This is a genomic window from Bauldia sp., assembly GCF_965232525.1.
Taxonomy (GTDB): Bacteria; Pseudomonadota; Alphaproteobacteria; order Rhizobiales; family Kaistiaceae; genus Bauldia.
Window position 1 is genome coordinate 138,352 of sequence record NZ_OZ246980.1, and the last position, 24,405, is coordinate 162,756.

Here is a 24,405-nt window from a genome sequence, read left to right on the forward strand (position 1 = left end):
GGCTTGGGTCCTGCCAGCGTTGGTGATCGGCCCGCGATGCCGGCGCAACAGCGATCATTGCATCACCCAACCGCCGTCGACATTGATCGTCTGACCGGTGATGAAACTCGCCTGATCGGAGGCCAGGAACATCATGATGTTGGCGATGTCGGACGGATGCCCGCGCCGCTTCAGCGCCTGCCGGTCGAGGATGAACTGATTGTACTTTTCGGGGTCGGGGTGAATCATCTCCGCGTCCGTCGGAAACGCGCCCGGCGCGACCGCGTTGACCGTCACGCCGTACTGGCCGAGTTCGCGCGCCCAGGCGCGGGTCAGCCCGATCAGCGCCCCCTTCGACGCGACATAGGGGAAGAGCTTGTCCCAGCCGCCATAGAAGGTGACGCTCGAAACGTTGATGACACGCCCCCACCCTTGGTCGCGCATGCCCGGCAAAACCGCCATAGCGCACTGCACATGGGCATCGACGTTGACCTCCTGCACCAGGCGATACTCCGCGAACGTGAAATCCTCGAAGGGCCTGGCCGGATAGACGGCGGCGTTGTTGATCAGGACGTCGATCACGCCGTGCTCGGCAACGATCCGGTTCACCTCGCCCATGAAGGCCTCATCAGCAAGGTCGCACTGTTCGTAGATAACCTGGCCGGTGCCATCCGAAGTTTGGGGCCGCAACAGGTCGCGGCCATCGTCACGGACATCGATAACCACGACGGTCGCCCCCGCGTCGGCAAAGCCCAGGGCAACGGGCACGCCCAGCCCACCGGCACCGCCGGTCAGGAGCACCGTGACGCCGGAGAAATCCGGCGCGGCAGCCGTTCGCGTCTTGGTCAGAGGCGATGTCTTGACGTTCACTGCCTCAGAGCCTCCCATGTGTCGGTCGGCTGCGGATAGTCGTCCTCGGGCTGCCGCACGATCGCGCCGATGCGCGACGCCGCCGCGCCGATTGCATCGGCGCCGTCGAGAACGGCGAACCGTGTCGTGTAATGCCGCTCGTCCCCGTGCTCCAGCACGATCAGCTCCCCCCGCTCCCGCGCGAACGGCTTGCCGAACACGTGATTGGTCGACGGTTCGATACCGATCGCATACTGGCCCTCCTGGAAATTCTGCCATTCGTACTGACAGGGAAACTCGGCCCTGTTGGTCTCGATCATGAAGCCGAGGCCGCGACCACCGTCGAAGTCATCGTTCACGACCGCCACCGGCACGCGACCGTCGGCGTCGGCGACCATCTCGTGCTGCCAGACCTGCTCGTGAAACGCGAACTGCGGACTGGGTAGGGTCCGATAGCCGACGCCCTGATCGCGGTAGGTTTCGGCGTGTGCCGCCCACACGGTTTGCCGGATCGGCGCGAGGTAGCGGCTGCCTTCGGCGAGCACCGGATAACCCAGATTGATGTGGTAGAGATACATGTGCGGCGTCTTGTAGAAGCCGTGATTGACGACCCGATCGCGCAGCGTGAAGGCGCTCTCGCCGACCTTGGCTTCGATCCGGCGGATCAGATGCAGATCCTCGCCGAACACCGTCGCCTGCTGTACGATCCCCTCGCACCACAGCGTACAGTCGTCACCGTCCCAGGTCTCGCCGTACCCGACGAGCCGCGCCGGGATCGTCCCGATCCGGCCGTGGATCGAAGAGTCGACCGTCTTGCGGTGGACATAGTGGTAGTGATCGGCCGGGTCGGAATCCATGAACAGGATGTGGTCGAGGCCGCAGGTCACCATCAGCCCGGAAAACGATCGCAGCCAGCCGAGCCCGCCCTCGCCCTCGTATTCATGGAGCGCCGGATTTCGGAAACCCGCCGGCGAGTGCCAGCCGATCGCCGCGCCGCGATACTCGCAATCGGCAACGTCGAGAGCCCGATCGACCAGCGCGGTGAACCGGAAGCCCGTGCCTGTGCGAAACTCCAGCATCCGGATGCCTCGTTCGAGCCCGTCGCCGAGTGTCATCAGCCGCACGCCGGCAAACTGCGACAGCGCCCCGGCGTGTTGAGCGACGCTCCGTCGCGTCGCCTCGCGTCCGTAGAGCCTGACCATGACCCGCTCCGTTTGAGAGTTGCCCCGCGTCTCTTCGTCGACGTGAGGCGTATGGTTGATGCTGTTAGAGCCCGTTGGTGCGGAGCTTGCCGTCGACGAACGTCTTCGCGCGCGGTACATCCGATTCCTCGAGATGCTCGATGATCATCGGGATGTTCGGGTGCTTCTTGGCGAGGAGCTGGAAGTAGAGGTCGTAGTTCAACTCGCCCAACCCCGGCGCCGGCAGCTCGATCTCGCCGACGCCACGGAAGGTGTGGCTCTCCATCGCGTCGTCGTCGCCGATGTCGGCATGCTTCTCCGATTTGTCGGTGCCGGACCGCTTCACGTCCTTGGCATGAGCGATCTTGATCCTGTCGCCGAGCGTGTCGAAGACCTGGTGCAGGATGGTGTCCATGGCGTCGATGTTGTGGGCCTCGAAGTAGTTGGTCGGGTCCATCAGCAGCCCGAGCGCGGGATGGTCGACCTGGGCAAACATCTTCACGGTCTCCTCAACCGAGCCGACGACGTTGTTGACGTAGGTCTCGAGCAGGAACATCGATCCGTGGTCGTAGGCGGTCTGGGCGAGATCGGCGATGATCTCCCGACAGGTCTCGAAGCCTTCCTCGGTCTTGTTCTTCGGGTGATGGACCCAGTCACTGTCCGGATCGAACGTGCCGGTTTCGGAGATGACATAGGGCGAACCGAGATCGCGGGCGTGGCGGATGATCTCCTTGAGATATGCGACGCGCTTGTCGCGCTCCGCCTTATCGGGATGAACGATGTTGGTGTAGCCGGAGACGCAGCAGATCGGCAGATTGTGATCGCGAAAGGTGTCGCGCACCCGCTTCGCTTTTTCCTTGGTGATCTGCCCGGCCGACAGGTCGACGTCCTTGAAATGGAGGTCGAGCTGGACGGTGTTGAACCCGAGCCCGCGGATCTTCTGGGCAGTCTCTTCGAGGCCGTAGGGGAAGTATCCGGTGAAGATACCCACTTGCATCATGGTGTCGTCTCCTCGTCCTCTAGGCTCGCGTTGGAATTTCGGACAGTTTGACCGGCCGGTTCTCGGCCATCGACCGGTAACCGGCTTCGATCAGCGCCACGGTCTTGACGTTGTCGGCGACGGTCAGCGCCGGGGGATCGCCGGTCTTCAGAGCGTGCTGCAACTGCTCCATCACGCCGATGAAGGCATGGGGAAACCACATCGTCTCCCAGGTCGGCGTCACCCACTTGCCGCCGGTCGCCTTGGTCGAGGCATAGGTGAGGGTCGAGGCGACGCCGGTCGGCCAGCCGATGGTTCCCTTGGCGACGCCTTCGGTTCCGTCGACTCGCCAGTTGATGTGTTGATCGTCGTCGTAATCGTCGCCACGCGGGCCGGACCAGACGTCCTCCAATGACACGGCAAGGACACCGCTCGGGAAGCGGAGCGTCGAGATCGTGATCCCGTCGGTGTGGGCGAATTCCGTTCGCGGGTCGGTGCGGGCGGCGGTGTAAATTTCCTCCGGATCGCCGAACAGAAACCGCAGCACGTCGAGATGATGGACGCTCATATTGGCCAGCGTCAGCCGGTCGTAGTCGGCGAGGAAGGTCTGCCAGTGCGGGATGGCATGCATGTCGATTTGGGCGAAGACGATGTCGCCGAGGTCGCCCCGGTCGAGGATCTGCTTCAAGACCCGCATCGACTGGTCGTAGCGCATGTTCTGATTGACCGAGAGCACCTTGCCGGCCGCGGTCGCCTCGTCGCGGAGCGCGATCGCCTCGTCGAGGGTCAGCGACAGTGGCTTCTGGGCGAGGATGCCCTTGATATGCGGCTGCTTGAGCGCGGCGCGGACCAGGTCCGGCTGCTGGTCCGGCGGGAAGGCAATGTCGAGGATTTCGATCTCCGGGTCGGCGATCAGCGCTTCCGGCGTGTCGTGAACGTTGGGAATCCCCCAGCGGTCCGCCACCTTCTGCGCATTAGCCTTGGTTCGCGACGCGATCGCTGCGACCGGAAACCCGGCTTGCCTGTAGGCGGCCAGATGACACTCGGCCATGATCATGCCGGCGCCGATGCAGCCGATCCTGAAATCCCGAGTACGGACCTCGGGGTCCGGCGTGAAGCCCAGACTGTCGGCCATCAGGCCAACCACCGCGATCGTCGCGCCGCTGCGACTTGCGATCGAAAGGATTCGCTACGGATATTGCGGTGATTCAACATAGCCGACCCCTCCCAGGCCGTATCGTCTTTGCCGCTATTTGATCGAATTTCAATCGAAACGTCAACGCATGAACCATCATCGATGATAGCTCGTTTATGCACTCACTTCTTTTCATATTTATTTTTCAATAGATTACCTTGATCGCGCTTCACCAGCATTAATCGCCGTCAGTGCCAATTTCTCATAAAAGCTTGATGTTTTGATTGAAATAACATCATTTAGGAGCCTGGAGCCTGTGTACGGACTTGGTAGCCAGCCGTGAGGACATCGAATGCGTGAACCCATCGATCGGTTGATTCCGGCCCGTGTCACCATTGCCGAAGTCGCCCGGGAGGCCGGCGTCAGCACCGCGACCGTCGACCGGACGCTCAACAACCGCGACGGGGTCCGCGAGAAGACGCGCGACCGCGTCCTGACCGTCGCGAAGCAACTCGGCTACCTGCCCGACGCCGGTTCCTTCGCCTCGGCGCACGCCGACCAGACGGTCGCCATCGACTTCCTGCTGCCCGGCGGCACCAACACGTTCCTGAAGGAACTCGCCCGCCACCTCGAGGCGATCGGCGCCGAACGCGCTCCGGGGGCCAGCGTTCGCGTCCATCTGATCGAAGGCTTCAATCCGCAAGCACTGGCGTCCAAGCTCGGCGAACTGAAGCCGTACACTGACGGCATCGGCGTGATCGCCCTCGATCATCCGATCGTCAGGGAGGCGATCCGCGACGTAGCGGTAGGTGGAACGCCGGTCCTGACCATGGTGTCCGACATCTCGAACGTACCGCGGCTGGCCTATGTCGGGATCGACAACCGGGCCGCGGGCCGGCTCGCCGGCCACATCCTCGGCCGCTTCATGGGCGGCGGGCAGCAGCAGGTGGCGCTCTTTGCCGGAAGCCTGAGCTATCGCGGCCATGAGGAGCGCGAGATGGGCTTCCGCCACATCCTCTCAGAAGAGTACCCGAACCTCGAGGTGGTTGAACTGCGCGAAGTCAGGGACGACCTCGACCAGGCCTACCGCGACGCCCGCGCCCTGATCTCGAACTACCCGGACCTCGGCGGCATCTACAACATCGGCGCCGGCAACCGCGGCCTGGCGACGGCGCTGGAAGAAGCCGGCCGCGCCCGCGAGGTCGTTTTCATCTGTCATGAACTGACTGAACACACCCGTGGGTTTCTCGTCTCCGGAACCGTTGATGCGGTCATCGATCAGAACCCGCGGGTCGAGGCCCGCGATGCGATCGATCATCTGATCAGGGCTGCGCGGAAACTGCCGCCGGCCGACCTGGTGCCGATCCGGACGCAAGCCGTCTTCAAGGAAAACATCCCCGCTGCGTGAGGCGGCTCCGTATCGGGACGGCGAGCCGGTTGACCCGCTGGCAGTGGCATGTCACGTCTGCCGCCGACCTTCCATCGTGGGCGTAGCGCCCGCCCGATCAAGCCCTCCCGACCCTCATCCAATCAGAGACCCATGGCCAAGAAGACACTCGACGCGAAGCTCGCCGCGATCCGCTCCGGCAAGTACAAGCCCACCGATTTCATCATCGCCGACGCCAAGGATGGCGACATCGGATTTGGCGCCAGCGCCGCCGGCCCGGACCGCGATCGGCCCGGTCGCTTCAAGCCGCGTGCCGCGCATCTGCAGGCCATCCGCGAAATGACCGAGTCCGGGCTCGTCGACGTGATGCTGCTGTCGGCATCCTCGGCCGAGCGTCTGTCGCTGGACGGGCTGTTCAAGAAGAGCAAGGTCACGCCGGCCATCCGCCTCAACGACACCACCGACATCTGGTCGGCCCGCGGCGGCGCCTACAAGGATACGCCGTCGCTGCCGCACCGCACGGCGCGGATCGAGCAGGCGCGCAAGTATGTCGACCTCGGGCTCTATTCGATCACGTTCTCCAACAACACCGATCACGACGCCGCCACGGGCGACGCTTATTCCGCCTATCGCGACGAGGCGGCCGGCCACAAGATGCGGCACTTCCTCGAGGTGTTTAATCCCGCCTTCGACATCGGTTTGCGCGACGGCGCCGACATCGGCTCGTTCATCAACGATAACATCGTCCGCGTCCTTGCCGGCGTCATGCAGGACGATCATCCCCATTTCCTCAAGCTGCAGTACAATGGCCCGGCGGCTATGGAAGAGCTCTCCGGCTGGGATCCCGGTCGACTCGTCGTCGGCATCCTCGGCGGCTCGAAGGGGACCACCCGCGACACGTTCGAATTGATCGCCCAGGCGGAACGCCACGGCGCCCGAGTCGCCCTGTTCGGCCGCAAGATCAACCTCGCCGACGATCCGATCGCACTGGTGCGGTACATGCGGGCCGTCGTCGAAGGCGATGTTGGGCCGGAGGAGGCGGTGAAGGCCTACCACGACGGCCTGAAGAAGGACGGCATCAAGCCGGTCCTGCCACTCAGCAAGGACAAGGTGATCACCGACCCGGTGCTGAAGGGCGGCGCGAAGAAGCGCCGCTGATCGGCGATCTCAGGCGCCCATCATCAGACAGACGGTATCGTCGCCGCCCGCACGCCTCCGGCAGCAACGTCTACACCGGCGCTTCTGGCTGATTCATTCCTCATCCCGAAGCATTGCCTCCGAGAAAGGCGTCGATCCGCCGGTTGACCGGCCGCATCCTGGCGTGGATGTCGGCGAACACCGTCGTCCGCAGGCTGTCGTAGCGGGTCGCCGTATCGTCAGGCTCAACCACGAATTCCTCGCGATCGAGCTCTGTCAGCGCGGCGTCGAGCGATGGGAACAAGCCGGCGGCGACCCCGCCCAGCAGGGCGGCGCCGAGTGCGGTGGCTTCCGGTTCGTCGACCACGGTGATCGGCCGGCCCATCACGTTGGCCTTGATCGCCAGCAGCAGCCGGTTACGCGATGCGCCACCGATCAGCCGGATTTCCCGCACCGGTTCGGCCCCCGGCAGGCTAACCATGCCGTCAAGGCTCGCCTTTGATTGCATGGCGAGTCCTTCCAGGACCGCGCGATAGAGCTGCGCCGGCGTCGCGCGCGGGGTCAGCCCGACGAAAGCCCCGCGGGCGTGCGGATCAGGTTCCGGCGGCGGACTGTTGATCATGTGCGGCAGGAAGACGATGCCGCCGCTCCCGACCGGCTCGGCCGTCGCCGCGGCGATCAGTTCGTCTTGCGGCGGCGTGCCGATCATCTGGCGAAGCCACTCCATCGCCCGGCCGGAGCAGAACTGGCTCGCGCATAGATAAGACATCGGCCGCGCTGTCTCGATCGCCCCCTGCTCGTATCCCCGGCGGCCGGTCTCCGGCGACGTCAGCGTCTCCGGCGTCGCCATCAGTACGGCTTCGGCCGTGCCGATGCTGTTGACCACAGTCCCCAGCCGGTCGAGCCCGGTCGCGAAGGCGCCGAGCACATGATCGTGCCCGCCGACCGCGACGACCGGATCGCCGGCGATGCCGGTGGCCGACGCCACGGCGGGTTCGAGCGACCCGACGGGCCGGCCGCTGGCAGCCAGTTCCGGAAGCCTATCGCGGTCCACACCGGCGACCGCCAGCAGTTCCTCGGACCAGGCGCGTTGTCCGATATCAAAGTAGAGCGTCCGCGAGGCGAGCGACGGGTCGGTCACGGCCGTCCCCGATAGCCGATAGGTGATCCAGTCGCCCATCATCAGGATGTGGCGCGCTCGCGCCATCGCCTCCGGCCAATGCTCGGTCATCCACATCAGCTTGGGCAGCGTCCCGATGGCATGGATGGTGAGGCCGGTGATGCCGACAATGCGATCGTAGCCGACCGTCTCGGACAACCGTTCGGCTTGCGGCTCGGTCCGCCGGTCGAACCACACGATCGATGGCGCGATCGACTGGCCGGCCTCGTCGATCAGAACCGGGCTTTCGCCAATACTCGACACCGCGATCCCGGCGACCGGCCGGCCGGCGAGCGCTGTTCCGACATCGGTCAGCGCCTCCTGAACGCAGACCCAGATCCGATCGGGATCGAACGTGCCGCCGGTGTCGGTCGCGTCCATCGGCGTCGGGCGCGACCCGACCGCAAGCTTGCGGCCACGGGCATCGAAGGCAATGGCACGCAGCGAAGTAGTGCCCATATCGATCCCGATGAGGGCCTGTCCGTCATCCGTCATGCCAAGCGCGTCCCTTCCCGCACGGCGCCCTGCACGCCGGCTTCCGAATCGCAGTTTTGCGCGATCCCGCGGCCGCCGCCAAATCCCACGGCTAATGCAGGCGCCTAAGCCCGCGTCGAGACGAGGAAACAATGCGAGGGGATGTTGGAAAATCGTGGCGTCGGTATCGCCCGATCGGGATACAGCCGGTTCCGAGGGTCACCGGCCGATCTGGCGTGCCCGGCTGGCGGAAGGCTCTGGCTCAGCCGGCGTAATGGTCCGGGGCGATGGCTGCCGTCAACCGTCGCGTAGGCCTATGCGATCAAGGCGGATGGCGCTTCCCGCGCCACCCGCTACTTTCGATGGAGCCGCTTACTGCTGCAGCACGTTCGCCACGAACTCCTTGGCGAAGTGGGCCTTGTAGGGCGCCGGCACCCAGCCGGTACCGAACTGCTGGCGTTGCTCTTCCGGGATCAGCTCGCTCTGACCCGCGACATCGGTCCGCGCCAGGTAGCTGCCGATCATCTGGTTCATCTGGGTCTGGACCTCGGGCCGAACCAGATACGCGATGAAGGCGAGACCCGCGGCCTTGTTTGGGGCGTTGCCGACGACGCCGAGCGTGTCGCCGCCACCGGGCAGGCCCATCTCCGGGATGTAGAGTTTGTTAGCCGGCGAAAGGGTGCCCTTCTTCAGCGCGATCGAGGTGTCGTCGTCCCAGGCGACCACCAGCGAGACCTCGCCCTGATTAAGCCGCTCGATCGAATCGAAATTCGAGGCGGTGATGATCACCTCGTCTTCGATGTCGTTGAACCACGCCCAGACCTGATCCCAGTCGGCGACCTTCGCTTCGTCGAGTTCGGTATCGCCCTCATAACGGTCGGCGTCATTCAGCACGTTGAAGAGCGCAGTCTGAACCATCGCCTGGCCCGAACCACCCTTGGTCGGGTCAGTGAAGGCGAACTGGTTGGGGTTCTCGGCGATGAAGGCGACCAGCTCGTCCCAGCTCTGCGGCGGGCTCGAGACCCGATCCGGATTGTAGAGCAGGCCGGTCTGGTTGCGGTAGACCGGGATGACGTGACCTTTCACGTCGACGCCTTCCTGCACCGCGCTGAGCTTCGGATCGAGCTTGTCGGCGCCAGGCACGATGTCCTGAATGTTGGGGTGCAGCAGGCTTGCGTCCATGATGGTTTTGGTCGCCGAACCGCCGAAGTGGATGACGTCGATGGTGCCCTCGTCGCGATCCTTCTCGGCGAGCAGTTTGTTCAAGGTCGGACCGGTGTCGCCGATGATGACGTTCACCTCGATGCCGGTCTCGTCCTCGAACTGTTGCGCGGCGGTGCGCCACCACTCCTCCGCCCACCAGGAGAAGAACGTCACTTCCCCCTCTTCCTTGGCCTGGGCCACGATGTCGTCCCAGCTCATGTCGTTCAGTTCGGCAGCGGAAGCGCCGTGCGTCACGGCGACGCCTGCCGCCAACACAGCGGCCAACAACGGCTTGCGCATGTGATCCTCCGGGAATCATTAAGTGATGCGTTATGGAATCGACGCCTCGAAACGCGCGTCGAGCAAGACGGTAGGCCTGAAACGTGACAGTCGGATTTCAGATCGGTGGCAGAACGACGTCGCCGTCACATCTTGCCGAAAGCGGAGGCGAGATATTCGGTTTTGAGAAATCGTTCGGCGGCAAACAAAAGGACAATGCTCGGGATCATCAGCACCGTCGACACCACCGCGGCGTCGGTGCGAATAAAATGCCGTCCGAGGAAGCCGAAAAGCACCGTCGGGATCGTCTGGAAGTCCGGCAGGCCGATGACGAATGACAGGTTGAACTCTTCGAGGCTGGTGATGAAGGTAAAGATCGCCGCCGCGAACAGGCCGGGCAGCACCATTGGCAGATAAATCTCGCGGACCTTGGTGAACGTCGAGGCGCCGAGGTTCTCCGCCGCGTCGATCACGTCTTGCGGGATCGCCTCGAAGCTGACCGTCAGGATCCGCAGCATGAACGGGATGCCGAGGAAGGTGTGGCCGAGCACCAGACCGAACAGGGTCTGCGACAGGCCGAGGAAATCGAACACCCGGCTGAGGAACAACGCGATCACCATGCCCGGCAGGACGATCGGCAGCAGAATCAGGATCTTGACGACCTCGCGGCCGCGAAAATCGTAGCGGCCTAGAACATAGGCGGTCGGCAGCGACAGCAGGAAGGCGAGGATCGTCGCCAGCGGCGCGATGGTGAAACTGGTCTGGATCGCGCCGACCACATTGGTGATGCGAAACACGTTCTCCCAATTGTGGAAGGACAGGCTGCGCGGCAGAAGATCGGGGTAGGACCAGGGAAAGGCCGGATCGACCAGGGACCACAACAGCCCCATGGCAAGCGGCACCATCACCCAGGCGAGCAACAGCGCCGCGATCAGGAAACCGAGAAACTTGCGCAGCGAGACCCGGGCGCGGGCGACCACGCGACCACGCTCCGGCGTCTGGTCGATGCCGATCGCGGTCACGTCTTGGCGTCCTGAATCGCGGCCGCCATCTTGGTGTAGAGGAACACGAAGAGGATCGACACGACCATGATGATGACGCCGACGCCGGCGGCGAAGTTCCACTCCTGCAGCATGTTGGCGCGGCTGACCATCAGTACCGCCAGCGATGGCGGATAGATCGGCCCGGCGACCGAGTTGATGGCAAAATCGCCGAACGCGCCGATGAAGACCAGCGCCACCGCGATCAGGATGCCCGGCATCGACAGCGGCAGCAGCACGTGGCGGAAGACGGCGAATTTGCTGGCGCCGAGATTGTAGGCGGCTTCCTCGATGTCGCTGCGGATGGTCTGGACCACCGAGGCAATGATCAGGAGCTGGAAGGGAACGTTCTTCCAGATCTGAATGAGGATGACGATCAGCCCCCACTCATTGCGCAGCATGCGGACCGGCTGCTCGAGAATGCCGGCGCGGGTGAGAAGGCCGTTGATCAGGCCGTTGTAGTCCATGAGGTTGACGAGGATGAACGCCGCCACCAGCGCCGGCATGAACAGCGGCACCCGGATCAGCGTGTTCATGAACCGCGTCCACGCCGAGCGGCGGCGGAGATAAAGCGCCAGCGGATAACTCAGCAGCAGGGTACCGAAGGCACTGGCGATGCCGATCCACAGGGAGTAGACGAACGCGTCGAACACCTGCCGGCTGAACACTTCCTGCCAGAAGCGCAGCGAGAAGCCGGATTCGCCGGTCAGGTTGTAGTAGCCGAAGCTCTGCAGCACCGTCATGCCGAGGGCCGCCGCCAGGAACACGGTGATGAAGCCGATGCCGGGAAGCAGCATCAACGCGACTCGCCACGGGCGCATGGACCGCATGCCGGTCAGCCCAGCGGATGGATGCGATCGCGCGGGACGCTGAGCGCGATCGGCTCGCCGGCCGTCACCCTGGCTTCGCCGGTCATCTGGGCGCGGATCGTCCGCCCTTTCACCTCGATGAAGAGGTCGAGCAGATTGCCCATGAAGATCGATTGGCGGACCACCCCGTCGATGCGGTTTTCCATGCCGTCGCGGAAGATCACCATCTCCTCCGGACGCCACGACACCAGCACCGCATCGGCGCCGACACGATCGGCCGCAGACAGGCTCAGCCGACCGATCTCGGTTTCCAGTACCGTCGCGCCGTTCTCGCTCGCGACCGGCTGCCCTTCGATGACGTTGGCGACGCCGATGAAATCGGCGACGAAGCTGTTGCTCGGCCGCCGGTAGATGGTTTCCGGATCGCCGATCTGCTCGATCCGGCCAGCGTTCATCACCACGATCCGGTCCGAGATCATCAGCGCCTCGGCCTGGTCATGGGTGACGTAGAGCGAGGTCGTGCGCAGCCGCCGCTGGAGCTCCTTGATCTCAACCCGCACATGCTCGCGCAGCTTGGCGTCGAGGTTGGACAGTGGCTCGTCGAACAGCAGGATGTCCGGGTGGGTAGCCACGGCACGGGCGAGCGACACCCGCTGCTGCTGACCGCCGGACAATTGCGCCGGCCGCCGGCTTTCGAGCCCGTGCAGGCCAACCATGTCGACCGCTTCCGACAGTCGGCGCTCCTGCTCGTCGGCGGGAAGCTTCTGCATCCGCAGGCCGAAGCGGATGTTCTCGCGCACCGACATGTGCGGAAACAGCGCGTAGGACTGGAAGCACATGGCCGTGCGGCGTTTGTTGGCGGGGATGTCGGTCGCCAGGCGGCCGCCGATATAGAGTGCCCCGGCATCGGGGCGCAGGAATCCGGCAATGGTCCTGAGAATGGTGGTCTTGCCGCACCCCGACGGTCCCAGCAAGGTGACGAACTCGCCGTCCTCGATCGCCAGGCTGACATCGTCGACGGCGACGAAGTCGTCGTAGCGCTTGGTCATATTGACGAGTTGCAGGTCGGCCATGGCCACGATCCACGATGCCGCGGGTCGGCATCGGCATTACAAACACGGGGAATGGGTCAAGTATCGACTCGCCGCCGGAGGCGCCCCGGCGAATCCCTGCTGATTAGGACGACCGCTTGACGCTTGTGTGACAGGTCGCGGCGGCGGCCCCGCGCCGGTCCTGTTGCGAGCGGCGATGATCGGGTGTAGCGGGAGCCATGCCACAGCAGAACCGACGGCAGAAAGAGATTGTCGCGCTCGCCCAGCAGACCGGCGAAGTCACCGTCGACGACCTCGCCGACCGGTTCGGCGTCTCGCCGCAGACCATCCGCAAGGACCTGAACGAACTTGGTACCGCGCGCCTCCTGACCCGAACCCATGGCGGCGCGATCCTTTCCTCCGGCGTGGAGAACGTCGCTTACGCCGCCCGGCGGGCGCTCGCCCGCGAGGAAAAGGAACGGATCGGCCGGCACGCCGCGAGCCTGATCCCCAATGACACGTCACTCCTCCTCAACATCGGCACGACGACCGAGGCGGTGGCGCGTCATCTTCTCGACCATCAGGGCCTGATGGTCGTCACCAACAACATCCACGTCGCGACCATCCTGATGCCGGCCGCCGGCATCGAACTCACCATCGTCGGCGGCCTGGTTCGCAAGTCGGATGGCGGCATCCTCGGCGGCAACATGATCGACTTCATCGATCAGTTCAAGGTGGATCGCGCGGTCATCGGTGTTTCGGCGATCGATGACGATGGCGCCCTGCTCGACTTCGACCGTCGCGAAGTCGCTGCCGCCCGGGCGATCATCGAGAACGCGCGTCAGGTGATCCTGGTCGCCGATGCCATGAAGTTCACCCGGACCGCGCCGATCCGCATCGGCAACCTCGCCCAGGTCGACACCTTCGTCACCGATCGATCGCCGCCAACGCCGATCGTGGATCTCTGTCGCCAAAACGGAGTCGCCCTGGAAATCGTCGATGACCCGGACGCACCGAAAACGCAAATCTTCGATTGAATTTCGTTTGTTTTCGTTTTAGTTTCGTTTTCGATGTTGATCGACGACGGGGCGGCGAATTTGCGCCTTATGACCCATGCAGGCTGACAGGACCTTCGACCTTGCCGTGATCGGCGGTGGCGTCAACGGCTGTGGCATTGCCCGCGACGCGCAGGGCCGCGGGCTTTCCGTGTTCCTGGCCGAGATGGATGACCTCGCCTCGGGAACGTCGTCGGCGTCCACCAAGCTCATCCACGGCGGGCTACGCTATCTCGAATATTACGAGTTCCGTCTTGTCCGCGAGGCGTTGGAGGAGCGCGAAGTGCTGCTCGCTTCGGCGCCGCACATCATCTGGCCGCTGCGGTTCGTTCTCCCTTACCATGGCGGCTTGAGGCCGTGGCCGGTGATCCGGCTCGGCCTCCTCCTTTACGATCACCTCGGCGGCCGGCGAATCCTGCCGCCGACCCGCTCCGTCGACCTCGCCCGCGATCCGACCGGCACCCTGCTCAACGACCGCTTCAAACGTGGTTTCGAATACTCCGACTGCTGGGTCGAGGATTCGCGCCTCGTGGTCCTCAACGCCCGGGACGCCGCCGATCGCGGTGCCGACATTCGCACCCGCACCCGATGCACCGCAGCCCGCCGCGACGGTGACGCCTGGCATCTGGAAATGGAAGACCGGCGCGACGGGTCGCGCTTCGCCATCCGCGCCCGCGGTCTGGTCAACGCAGCAGGTCCATGGGCGTCGGAGGTCCTGTCGTCGGTGATCGGGCGGAACACCACCGACCGGGTGCGGCTGGTCAAAGGTAGCCATATCGTCGTCGACCGGATCGGCGATATCGACCAGGCCTACATTTTCCAGAACGCCGACGGGCGCATCTGCTTCGCGATTCCCTACGAGCGCGACTTCACCCTGATCGGCACCACCGACGAGGAGTTCCACGACGACCCGGCGACGGTCACGATCGACGAGGCGGAGATCGACTATCTTCTCGACTCGGTGAACCAATATCTGGCGACACCCGTCACCCGCGACACGATCCGGTGGAGCTATTCCGGCGTCCGCCCGCTCTACGATGACGGCGCGTCGGAAGCAAAGGCGGCGACGCGGGACTATCACCTCACCCTCGATGCGCCGACCGGCGCGCCGCCGCTGCTTTCGGTCTTCGGCGGCAAGATCACGACGTTTCGTCGCCTGGCCGAGCACGCCATGGAGAAGCTGTCGCCGCATTATCCCGAGATGGGACCGGCCTGGACCAAGCGCGCGAGCCTCCCCGGCGGCGACATACCGGTCGAAGACTTCGAGGCCTGGCTTGCGGGTGTCGGCCGGCGCTATCCCTTCCTGCCGCCGATGGTGCTTGGTCGGCTGTGCCGCGCCTACGGAACCCGGATCGACGTATTGCTCAACGGCGCCGCGGCGATGGAGGACCTCGGTGCTGACTTCGGCGCCGGCCTGACCGAGCGCGAACTGGAGTATCTCCGCACCCACGAATGGGCCGAAGCCGCCGACGATGTTCTGTGGCGGCGCTCCAAGCTCGGGCTCCATCTCGATCCCGCGCAGCGGGCCGCGGTCGCCGACTACGTCGACCGGCCCGGCATGCCGGCCGTCGCCCGTGCCGGGTGACACCAATACCCTCCGCCTTTAGCCTGAACGACAACAACCATCGGAAACGCCAGGAAGAGGGAGCCGCGCGACCATGACCGGCGCCATTCTCGCCATCGACCAGGGCACCACGTCGTCGCGTGCCATCGTCTTCGATTCCAGCCTCGAGGCGCTGGGTAGCGCCCAGAAGGAATTCCGCCAGATCTTCCCGAAACCGGGCTGGGTCGAACACGACCCGGAGGACATCTGGAAGAGCGTGGTGACCACCGCGCGCGGCGCCATCCGCAAGGCCGGGCGCAAGCCTGCCGACATCGCCGCGATCGGCATCACCAATCAGCGCGAAACCGTCGTCATCTGGAACCGCAAGACCGGCAAGCCAATCCATCGAGCCATCGTCTGGCAGGATCGGCGCACTGGCGACATCTGCGATCGGCTTCGCGACGAAGGCCGTGAGCCGGAGATCACCGCCCGCAGCGGCCTGCTGATCGACCCCTATTTCTCCGGCACCAAGGTGCGCTGGCTGCTCGATCACGTCAAAGGCGCTCGCGCCAAAGCCGAACGCGGCGACCTCTGTTTCGGCACCATCGACACCTACCTGATCTGGCGCCTGACCGGCGGCCGCGAACACGTTACCGACGCCACCAACGCGGCGCGGACGATGATGTTCAACATCCATGACGGCGACTGGGACGACACGCTGCTGGAGATTCTCGGCATCCCCCGCGCGATCCTGCCCGAGGTCAAGGACTGCGCCGCCGATTTCGGCATCACCGACAAGAGCATCCTCAGCGCGGCGATCCCGATCCTCGGGGTTGCCGGCGACCAGCAGGCGGCGACCGTGGGCCAGGCCTGCTTCAAACCGGGCATGTTCAAGTCGACCTACGGCACCGGCTGCTTCGCCCTGCTCAACACCGGCCCGCAATCGGTTCGCTCGCGCAATCGCCTGCTCACCACCATCGCCTACCAGCTCGATGGCAATCGGACCTATGCGCTGGAGGGCTCGATCTTCATCGCCGGCGCCGCGGTCCAGTGGCTGCGCGACGGCCTCAAGATCATCCGCCGGGCGGGCGAATCGGGGCCGCTTGCCGCTGAGTCCGATCCCGACCATCCCGTCTACTTCGTGCCCGCACTGGTCGGCCTCGGCGCACCGTACTGGGACGCCGACGCCCGCGGCGCCATCTACGGTCTGTCGCGCGGCACCACCCGCGCCGACATCGCCCGCGCCGCGCTGGAGTCCGTCTGTTACCAGACCCGCGACTTGCTCGAGGCGATGCGCGGCGACTGGGAAGCCGGCAAGGCCCGCACCGTGCTCCGTGTCGACGGCGGGATGGTCGCTTCCGACTGGACCATGCAGTTCCTCGCCGACATCCTCGCCGCGCCGGTCGACCGACCGAAGACGCTGGAAACCACTGCCCTCGGCGCCGCTTATCTTGCAGGCTACAAGGCCGGCCTCTGTCCGAAGCCGGCCACGTTCGCCAAGACCTGGCAGCGCGACCGGCGGTTCAAGCCGACCATGCGCGAGCGCGAACGGTCGCGCCGCTATGCCGGCTGGCAGGAAGCGGTGTCCCGCACCTTGAGTCGACGGCCGGCGTGACAGTCCGCCGGTTTTGCGTGGCAGCACCTTTGTCTGATAGGTAGCGGCTCCAGCCAAAACGGCCGTTCCGACGGAGCCGTATCCATGATCGACATCACCGATATCGAAGCGGCGCGCGACCGTGTCGCCGGAACGGTCCGGCGCACCCCGACGCTGGTGGCGAACCAACTCAAGGCGGGCCTGCCGACCGAGGCAGCGGTCACGTTGAAGCTCGAATGCCTGCAGGTAACCGGCTCGTTCAAGGCGCGCGGCGCCATGAACCGGTTGCGGGCGACGCCCGAAACCGACCTCGCCCGCGGCATCGTCACGGCATCGGGCGGCAACCATGGGCTGGCGGTCGCCCGCACCGCCTATGTGGCCGGCGTGCCGGCGACGATCTTCCTGCCCTCCGGCGTGTCGCGGGAGAAGGTCGCCAAGATGGAGGCCTGGCAGGCGCGGATCGAGATCGTCGGCGACGAATGGAGCGAGTCCAACCGCGCCGCGCTCGCCTTCGCCGACGAAACCGGCGCCATCTACTTCCACCCGTTCGCCGATCCGCTGGTGATTGCCGGCCAGGGCACGCTCGGCCTGGAGATTCTTGACGACCTGCCGGAGATGGACACGATCGTGATCGCCATCGGTGGGGGCGGTCTCATCTCGGGGATCGCGACAGCCATCCGGGCGCGGCGCCCGGGCGTGCGGATCATCGGCGTCGAGCCGATCGGCTCGCCGACGCTAAAGGCCTGCCTCGACGCTGGGGAACTGGTGACGCTCGCCGAGGTTACGTCGCGAGTGCCGACCATGTCCGCCCGCCGCACCGAGCCGATCAACTACGAAATCGTCAGCCGGCTGGTCGACGAAATCGTGCTGGTGTCCGATGCCGAAATGGAAGCCGCGTCCCGCTGGCTGTGGTTCGAAATGGGGATCGCCGCCGATCTGTCGGGCGCCGCTTCGGTTGCCGCGCTCCGCGAGGGCCGTGGCGACCTCAGCGGGAGGGAGCACGTCTGCGCCCTGGTGTGCGGCGCCGGCGCTGACGGAACGGCGTCAGCGTCCTGACCGACCGCCGGCCGGGCGGATGTGCGACCTAGCGCTCGACCGCCAGATGCCGCGGAACCACCACCCGCTGTCCCGAGGAGAACGATCGTCCCGGCTCGACGTCGTTGATCGCCGCGATCGCCCAGGCCGGCACTCCGTAGCGGGCGGCAATCGATGCGGCGGTATCGCCCGCCTCGGCGGCGACCGGCACGCCGGAGTCCCAGAGAACGATCGGACTGCCACGCGGGACCGGATACCCGATTCGCACCGACGCGCCGTCGACCGCGAGCGGCTGCTCAGCCGTCGCGGCAACCTTGTCGACCACGGCCTCCTGCAAGCCGGTGATCCCAGGAAAGTGACGATGGAGGATCGCATATTCGTGGAGATCGACGCTGGCGAAGTGGCCGGCGAAATCCTTGGCAGGCTGGGGGTCGCCGCTGCCGAGCGCGCGCCCTGACGAGAAGACGTTGAGGTAACGTTCGACTTTGCCCGGCACAGCGCCGGCGATCCCGGTCGGGTCGAGGGTGATGATCAGGTTCACCGGCACGCCCGCTCGCTTCAGCCATCTGGCGAAGCGGATCGCCGAGTCACCGCCGGCGGAGTGGCCGACCAGGATGATCGCCGATTTCCATTGCTCCGCCTGATAGCGCGCCACCGCAGCCTTTGCCGGCTTGATCCAGTTGGCATAGTGAAACACGTCGGCTTCCAGGCCGCGGGCCTGAATCTTGCGGGCGAGGTTCTCCATCTCCGGTGTCGCCAGACGGCCGCCCATCGGCCGGAAGACGTATACCGTGCCGAGCACCGGCGGCGGCGCGTCCTTGGCGGCCGCTGTTCGCGCACCGTCGACAGCCCCGAATGACCCCGCCCCGACGAGGATCAGCACCGCGATCGACAAGACCCTTAAGGTCCGGGAAGCGTTGGCGAAACTGCCGATCATCCCTGCGGAATCCCCCTACCCGACCGCTCCCAGCCGGAGTCGACGTAAGCGCTCATGAACGTCCTGATGTGAATGGCTGCCGGCGGACGGATTACCACCGGGACGGGTCCGAAAGTTGGCCGGACTTTACATAACTTTACCTTGCAGAGAAGCCCGCGAAATGTCGCCGCGCCACCTTCCGCTCGTCCACGGCGTGATCAGCGCCCGATGAAGGAGAGCACGGCATGAGCCCCGAGAATCAATCCCCCGATCCCGACATGAACCACGACACCGATGGCCTCCGCCCGACCGTCCGCCGCCGCATCCTCGGCCTCGTTGCCGGCACCTTGATCGCGGTCGGTGCCGCGGGCGCGTTCGCCAGTTCGGCGATGAGCGACGACCGCGGCTGGAGCCGCTGGGCCGGCGCCGACAAGGGCCACCACGGCATGATGTTCCGTGCATCCATGGACCCGGCCGAAGTGACCGAGCGGGTCGAGAAGATGGTCGCCCATCTCGCCATCGAGATCGACGCCACCGACGAGCAGCAGGCCCAACTCACCACGATCTTCGTTGGCGCCGCCGAAAATCTCATGGATATTCGCGAGCAGGCGGGCGACCGCGGCGAGACGGCCACCGAAGTGATCGAGCTGCTGACCGGTCCGACCGTCGACCCGGTGGCGGTGGAGGCCTTCCGCGCCGAGAAAATGGGCCTCGCCGACGAGGCGAGCCGCGTCGTCGCCGGCGCCCTGGTCGAAGCGGCGGAAGTCATGACCCCGGATCAGCGCGCCGAAATCGGCGACCGGCTCGACTTCTTTGCTAAGATGAGCCGTCATCACCGTCGCTGAGACGCAACATGAGAGTATCCGGCAACGGTGACAGTCGGATGAGCAATGAAGACCGGAGCGCGGCCGGACTGTCCGGATCGCGCTCCGCGCCACAGATGACCGAACGCATCCTCCTTGTCGAAGACGATCCCCGCCTCGCCGAGATGGTCGCCACCTATCTCGGCGAAGCCGGCTACACGCTCACGGTCGCGCCGACCGGCGAGCAGGCGGTCGCCGACCAGGGTGCCCGCCCCTACGACATGATCGTCCTCGATCTGATGCTGCCCGACATCGACGGGCTGGAAGTCTGTAAACGCATCCGGACCGAGAGCGATACCCCGATCCTGATGCTGACCGCCCGCGGCGACGCGATGGACCGGGTGGTCGGTCTGGAGCTCGGCGCCGACGATTACCTGCCCAAGCCGTTCGAGCCGCGCGAGCTGCTCGCCCGGGTCAAGGCGGTGCTTCGTCGGGGCCGCGGCCGCGATGCCGTAGAGCTCCTGCGATTCGGGCGGCTGGAAATCGATGTCGGCGCCCGTCAGGTCCGCCTCGATGACGAACCCGTCGACCTGACCGCCTATCAGTTCGCCCTGCTGCTGGAACTCGCCCGCCACGCCGGCCGGGTGATGTCGCGGGAGATGCTGATGGATCGGGTAAAAAACGAGCGTCTCGAAGCCTTCGACCGTTCGATCGACGTCCACATCTCCCGCATCCGCTCGGCGATCGAGGACAACCCCAAGAAGCCGCGACGCGTCATAACCGTGCGCGGCGCCGGCTATGTCTTCGCCAAGGCGCAGGACTGAGCGGTCCGTGGCGACGGTCAGGACCCGCCGGCGGGCCCGGCAATGAAACGCCTCTATCGGAAGATCTATTTCACGATCATCGGCAGCCTGGTTCTGGTGATGGTCGTCGCGGCCGCCGTCTGGCATTCGGGGGCGGACGAGACCGCCGGTGACGCCGCTTACGATCTCGCTGCCGATATCATCCTGACCGCCCTGCCGCCCGCCGGCGCGCCGACACCGGACCAGGCGGAAGCGCTGGCGATGTTGTCGGAGCGGCTGGACGCCGATCTCGCGCTCTACGATCCGCAGCGGCGACTGATCGCCACCACCGGGACCGGCTTTGCCCCGCGAATCTGGGACGATGACGACGAAGGATGGGCGGGGAGCGAACGCGGGCCGGCCTTCGCCTTCATGCTCGACGACGCTCGTTGGGTTGTGGTCGACCTCGGTGGCGACGAGCGACGTCCGCTCGGCACCCTCCTCCTCTTTCTCGGCGCCATTGCCGTCGCCGTCGGCATCTCCGCCTATCCCGTCGCCCGCGGACTCACCCGCCGGCTGGAGCGGCTCAAGGCGGGAGTCGATACCCTCGGCTCCGGCGACCTGGCGGCCCGGGTCAAGGTTGAAGGCAAGGACGAGGTCGCCCACCTCGCCGAGAGCTTCAACCGCGCCGCCGAGCAGATCGAGAAGCTGGTCGAGGCCAATCGGATGATGCTCGCCAACGCCTCGCACGAACTGCGCACGCCGCTCTCCCGCATCCGGCTCGGGCTCGATCTGCTGGAGAAACGTCCCGACGCCAAGCTGAAGGCCGAGCTGCATGGCGATATCGCCGAGCTCGACCGTCTGATCGACGAGATTCTGCTCGCCAGCCGCCTCGACGCGACCCAGACGCTGGCTGCCTCGGAAGAGGTCGATCTCCAGGCGCTCTGCGCTGAGGAATGCGCCCGCTTCGACGATTGCGAACTGCTCGGCGATCCGGTGATCGTCGACGGCGACCCGCGCCTTCTGCGTCGGATGATCCGCAACCTGCTCGAAAACGCCCAGCGTCACGGGCGGCCGCCGATCAAGCTGGCGCTGCGGTCGGTGGACGACGGGGCGACGGTAACCGTGCTCGACAGCGGCGATGGCGTTCCTGAAACGGAGCGCGAACGCATCTTCGCCCCCTTCCACCGCCTCAACCGTGACCGCCCCGGCGCCGGCCTCGGCCTGTCGCTGGTCCGCCAGATCGCCCGGCTCCACGGCGGTGACGTCCAGGTCTGGCGCGACGAGGCGCTTGGCCTCAACGGCTTCCGCGTCGATCTCCGCCGCGCCTGAACGCCTTTCCCTACGCGGCGCCATTCCCGTATGATCGCGGGAGAGCACAACCGACAATGGGGGATGACGTGGCGACGCATCGACACAAGACGATGGCTGGAGCCATGGCCGTGCTGGCCGTAACTGTGGGGTGGATGTCCGCGGCCCACGCCGATGACCCGGAACTGGTGCCTTGCGCCGACGCGATCGGCACGTTCCTCACCGAGAACGCCAACGCGGACGAGACCGACTGGTTCGCCAGCCGAAGCCTGATTTCGCTCACCGATGCCGGCCACGCCTTCTTCACCGATTCCGGTGAGGCCGGAGGTCCGGACTTCGCCCCCTTCACCGACGGGAGCGGCGCATGGCGGTGCGATTCGGCCGCCGACGGCACCCAACAGATCACCGCTACGATCGTCGATTTCGTCTTTCCGCAAGGCGATACCGGGCGCAAGATCGGTCGTCTCGACATCGCTGGCGCATTTGACCCGCGGACCGGCCTACTGTCCGGCACGATGACGCTCTACATCGTCCCGTTCGAGAGCAATCCGATGACGACCACCGATGAACCGACGGCGGCCGGCAAGTTCAGAGGCTTCAAGATCACCGCGCCGTAGCGGGCCAAGACCATTCCGACAGGGGGAAACGACCAGACATGCTGAAATCCATCGACCCGGTCCTGAACGCCGAGGTGCTCGCGGCGTTGCGCGCCATGGGCCACGGTGACGACCTCGTCATCTGCGACACCAACTTCCCGGCCGACTCGGTCGCGCGTCAGACTGTCCTCGGCTCGCTGTTGCGGATTGACAACGTCACCGCCGCCCGCGCTGCCAAGGCGATCCTGTCGGTGATGCCGCTCGATTCGTTCGTCGACAATCCGGCCTCGCGTATGGAAATCGTCGGCAACCCGGACGAGATCCCGCCGGTTCAGGCTGAGGTCCAGGCCGAGATCGACGCCGCGGAGGGCAAACCGTGGCCGATGGGCTCGATCGAGCGGTTCGCGTTCTACGATCTCGCCCGCAAGTCCTATTGCGTGATCCAGACCGGCGAGCGCCGCTTCTACGGCTGTTTCGTCTTCAAGAAGGGCGTCATCCCGCCCGACGCCGACTGAGCCAGGGCCACCGCTATGAGCGAGGGACAGCACCGGGTTGCCATTCTCGGCGTCTTCGTCGCCGATCTGGCGTTCCGCGCCGGACGAATGCCCGGCATCGGCGAGACCATCGTCGGCTCGGGGTTCAAGATGGGCCCCGGCGGCAAGGGATCGAACCAGTCGGTCGCCGCGGCGCGGGTCGGCGCCGACGTCACCTTCATCACCCGGATCGGCGAGGACGACTTCGGCAGCGTCGCGCTCGCCACCTGGAAGAAGGAGGGAATCCAAGCCCGGGTGATCGAGAGCCCCGACGAGCCGACCGGTGCCGCCTTCATCTATGTCGACGAAGACACCGGCGACAACGCCATCATTGTCGTGTCGGGCGCCGCCGGATCGATGACGCCGGCCGATGTCGACGACAGCGCCGATGCGATCCGGAACGCCAGGGTGTTCGTCACCCAGCTCGAGCAGCCCGCCGACGCCGCCCAGCGCGGCCTCGAAATCGCCCGCGAAGCTGGTGTGATTACCCTGTTCAACCCGGCCCCGGCCGAGCCGGTCGACGATTCCATCTACCCGCTCTGCGACTTCATCACACCCAACGAAAACGAGACGACCATCCTCACCGGCCAGCCGGTCGGCGACCTCGACCAGGCCCGTCGGGCCGGCGACGTCTTCCTCGACCGCGGGGTCGGAACCGCGCTGATCACGCTCGGCGAATCCGGCGCGCTGCTCCACAGCCGCGAAGACTCGGTCCTCATCCCCATATTCAATGTCGGCCCCGTGGTGGAAACCACCGGCGCCGGCGATGCCTTCAACGGCGGCTTTGCCGCGGCGCTTGCCCGTGGCGACACCCCATTCGCCGCAGCCCGGTTCGCCGCTGCGGTCGCCGGCATATCGGTGACCCGCGCCGGCACTGCGCCGTCGATGCCGACACTGGCGGAAGTCGAGGCGCTTCTGGCGGAGAGCTAGCCGGAGGGCGATTCAGCACATGGACGGTCGTCCGCACGCTGGCCCGGTTGATCCAACCTCCCGCCTCGCTCGTATCGTCTCATGAGTGGCCAAAAGACGAGCACGGTCCTGATGATCCGAAAGCAGTTGTCGACCTTCGCGACGCCCGACGGCGGCTCCCCGAGAGCCGGCCGTATCGAGCCCGGCCCCGGCCAAGAGTCGGTCTGGGATTACCCCCGGCCGCCACGGCTCGAACCGGTCAACGACCGCATCCGCGTCATCGTCGGCGACCAGGCCATCGCCGATACGACTAGAGCGTTCCGCGTGCTTGAGACCAGCCATCCGCCCGCCTACTACCTTCCGCCGGATGATATCCGCACCGATCTCCTGTCGCCGGCCCGCGGCCAGTCGTTCTGCGAATTCAAAGGCATGGCCGAATATTGGTCGCTCGACCTCGACGGCCGATCGATCCAGCGCGTGGCGTGGAGCTATCCCGACCCGACGCCTTCGTTCCGGCAGATCAAGGACTATCGCGCCTTCTATGCCTCCCGCGTCGACGAATGCTGGGTCGGCGACGAACGCGTCCAACCCCAGGAAGGCGACTTCTATGGCGGGTGGATTACGTCGCGGATCGTCGGGCCGTTCAAGGGTGGTCCCGGCACCATGGGCTGGTAGCCTCGAACGAC

General features: G+C 65.6%; 23 protein-coding genes. 13 read left to right on the forward strand and 10 right to left on the reverse strand.

Annotation, left to right across the window (positions count from 1 at the left end):
* Window positions 1-54 precede the first annotated feature (54 nt).
* From ACO076_RS00625 to ACO076_RS00640, 4 genes are all read right to left on the reverse strand, one after another.
* A complete protein-coding gene (locus tag ACO076_RS00625) occupies window positions 55-849 on the reverse strand; it encodes an SDR family NAD(P)-dependent oxidoreductase (RefSeq protein ID WP_421724803.1) in 795 nt (264 codons plus the stop codon).
* Window positions 846-2,030, reverse strand: coding sequence for an aldose 1-epimerase family protein (locus ACO076_RS00630; RefSeq protein ID WP_421724804.1), 1,185 nt, complete (start codon window positions 2,028-2,030; stop codon window positions 846-848). The genes ACO076_RS00625 and ACO076_RS00630 overlap by 4 nt, the downstream gene beginning before the upstream one ends.
* A gap of 64 nt (window positions 2,031-2,094) precedes the next feature.
* On the reverse strand, window positions 2,095-3,009 hold the full coding sequence (locus ACO076_RS00635; RefSeq protein WP_421724805.1) for a sugar phosphate isomerase/epimerase family protein: 915 nt from the start codon (window positions 3,007-3,009) through the stop codon (window positions 2,095-2,097).
* A gap of 19 nt (window positions 3,010-3,028) precedes the next feature.
* Window positions 3,029-4,123 carry a Gfo/Idh/MocA family protein gene (locus ACO076_RS00640; protein WP_421724806.1) on the reverse strand — a complete coding sequence of 365 codons (1,095 nt, stop codon included), beginning with the start codon at window positions 4,121-4,123 and terminating at the stop codon, window positions 3,029-3,031.
* Window positions 4,124-4,475: 352 nt separating this feature from the next.
* Between ACO076_RS00640 and ACO076_RS00645 the strand changes: the two genes are divergently transcribed.
* Both ACO076_RS00645 and ACO076_RS00650 read left to right on the forward strand, forming a co-directional pair.
* Window positions 4,476-5,531, forward strand: a complete 1,056-nt coding sequence (locus tag ACO076_RS00645) for a LacI family DNA-binding transcriptional regulator (RefSeq protein WP_421724807.1) — start codon at window positions 4,476-4,478, stop codon at window positions 5,529-5,531.
* A gap of 132 nt (window positions 5,532-5,663) precedes the next feature.
* Entirely contained in the window at window positions 5,664-6,668 is a 1,005-nt protein-coding gene (locus ACO076_RS00650; protein WP_421724808.1) for a hypothetical protein, read from the forward strand.
* Window positions 6,669-6,768: 100 nt separating this feature from the next.
* On the opposite strand, the gene ACO076_RS00655 is transcribed toward ACO076_RS00650, so the two are convergent.
* From ACO076_RS00655 to ACO076_RS00675, 5 genes are all read right to left on the reverse strand, one after another.
* A complete protein-coding gene (locus ACO076_RS00655) occupies window positions 6,769-8,301 on the reverse strand; it encodes an FGGY-family carbohydrate kinase (RefSeq protein ID WP_421724809.1) in 1,533 nt (510 codons plus the stop codon).
* 351 nt (window positions 8,302-8,652) lie between these two features.
* Window positions 8,653-9,783 (reverse strand): extracellular solute-binding protein, encoded by a 1,131-nt coding sequence (locus ACO076_RS00660; RefSeq protein ID WP_421724810.1) that lies wholly within the window; start codon window positions 9,781-9,783, stop codon window positions 8,653-8,655.
* A 125-nt stretch (window positions 9,784-9,908) separates the two neighbouring features.
* A complete protein-coding gene (locus tag ACO076_RS00665) occupies window positions 9,909-10,784 on the reverse strand; it encodes an ABC transporter permease (RefSeq protein WP_421724811.1) in 876 nt (291 codons plus the stop codon).
* Entirely contained in the window at window positions 10,781-11,599 is an 819-nt protein-coding gene (locus tag ACO076_RS00670; protein WP_421724812.1) for an ABC transporter permease, read from the reverse strand. Before ACO076_RS00670 ends, ACO076_RS00665 begins: the two co-directional genes overlap by 4 nt.
* Before the next feature lie 38 nt (window positions 11,600-11,637).
* Window positions 11,638-12,684, reverse strand: a complete 1,047-nt coding sequence (locus tag ACO076_RS00675) for an ABC transporter ATP-binding protein (RefSeq protein WP_421724813.1) — start codon at window positions 12,682-12,684, stop codon at window positions 11,638-11,640.
* A gap of 197 nt (window positions 12,685-12,881) precedes the next feature.
* Here ACO076_RS00675 and ACO076_RS00680 point away from each other — a divergent pair, with 197 nt between their 5' ends.
* From ACO076_RS00680 to ACO076_RS00695, 4 genes are all read left to right on the forward strand, one after another.
* Window positions 12,882-13,679 (forward strand): DeoR/GlpR family DNA-binding transcription regulator, encoded by a 798-nt coding sequence (locus ACO076_RS00680; protein WP_421724814.1) that lies wholly within the window; start codon window positions 12,882-12,884, stop codon window positions 13,677-13,679.
* Between the two features lie 76 nt (window positions 13,680-13,755).
* Complete coding sequence (gene glpD / locus ACO076_RS00685) at window positions 13,756-15,282, forward strand: glycerol-3-phosphate dehydrogenase (RefSeq protein ID WP_421724815.1); 1,527 nt, start codon at window positions 13,756-13,758, stop codon at window positions 15,280-15,282.
* 73 nt (window positions 15,283-15,355) lie between these two features.
* Window positions 15,356-16,855 carry a glycerol kinase GlpK gene (gene glpK / locus ACO076_RS00690; protein ID WP_421724816.1) on the forward strand — a complete coding sequence of 500 codons (1,500 nt, stop codon included), beginning with the start codon at window positions 15,356-15,358 and terminating at the stop codon, window positions 16,853-16,855.
* 84 nt (window positions 16,856-16,939) lie between these two features.
* Window positions 16,940-17,890: a threonine ammonia-lyase gene (locus ACO076_RS00695; RefSeq protein ID WP_421724817.1), complete on the forward strand. Its 951-nt coding sequence runs from the start codon at window positions 16,940-16,942 to the stop codon at window positions 17,888-17,890.
* Between the two features lie 28 nt (window positions 17,891-17,918).
* Here ACO076_RS00695 and ACO076_RS00700 read toward each other — a convergent pair whose 3' ends face one another.
* Window positions 17,919-18,806: a LysM peptidoglycan-binding domain-containing protein gene (locus ACO076_RS00700; protein WP_421724818.1), complete on the reverse strand. Its 888-nt coding sequence runs from the start codon at window positions 18,804-18,806 to the stop codon at window positions 17,919-17,921.
* A 224-nt stretch (window positions 18,807-19,030) separates the two neighbouring features.
* Here ACO076_RS00700 and ACO076_RS00705 point away from each other — a divergent pair, with 224 nt between their 5' ends.
* The 7 genes from ACO076_RS00705 (at window position 19,031) to ACO076_RS00735 (ending at window position 24,394) form a co-directional block, all read left to right on the forward strand.
* Entirely contained in the window at window positions 19,031-19,630 is a 600-nt protein-coding gene (locus ACO076_RS00705; protein WP_421724819.1) for a Spy/CpxP family protein refolding chaperone, read from the forward strand.
* Between the two features lie 95 nt (window positions 19,631-19,725).
* Window positions 19,726-20,412, forward strand: coding sequence for a response regulator (locus tag ACO076_RS00710; RefSeq protein ID WP_421726642.1), 687 nt, complete (start codon window positions 19,726-19,728; stop codon window positions 20,410-20,412).
* Window positions 20,413-20,454: 42 nt separating this feature from the next.
* Entirely contained in the window at window positions 20,455-21,702 is a 1,248-nt protein-coding gene (locus ACO076_RS00715; RefSeq protein ID WP_421724820.1) for an ATP-binding protein, read from the forward strand.
* Between the two features lie 110 nt (window positions 21,703-21,812).
* Window positions 21,813-22,298, forward strand: coding sequence for a hypothetical protein (locus ACO076_RS00720; RefSeq protein WP_421724821.1), 486 nt, complete (start codon window positions 21,813-21,815; stop codon window positions 22,296-22,298).
* A 38-nt stretch (window positions 22,299-22,336) separates the two neighbouring features.
* The gene (locus tag ACO076_RS00725) at window positions 22,337-22,792 is read left to right on the forward strand and encodes an RbsD/FucU family protein (RefSeq protein ID WP_421724822.1); all 456 of its coding nucleotides are present in this window, start codon (window positions 22,337-22,339) and stop codon (window positions 22,790-22,792) included.
* Between the two features lie 15 nt (window positions 22,793-22,807).
* On the forward strand, window positions 22,808-23,740 hold the full coding sequence (rbsK, locus tag ACO076_RS00730; RefSeq protein WP_421724823.1) for a ribokinase: 933 nt from the start codon (window positions 22,808-22,810) through the stop codon (window positions 23,738-23,740).
* Window positions 23,741-23,851: 111 nt separating this feature from the next.
* On the forward strand, window positions 23,852-24,394 hold the full coding sequence (locus ACO076_RS00735; RefSeq protein ID WP_421724824.1) for a DUF427 domain-containing protein: 543 nt from the start codon (window positions 23,852-23,854) through the stop codon (window positions 24,392-24,394).
* The last annotated feature ends 11 nt before the right edge of the window (window positions 24,395-24,405 follow it).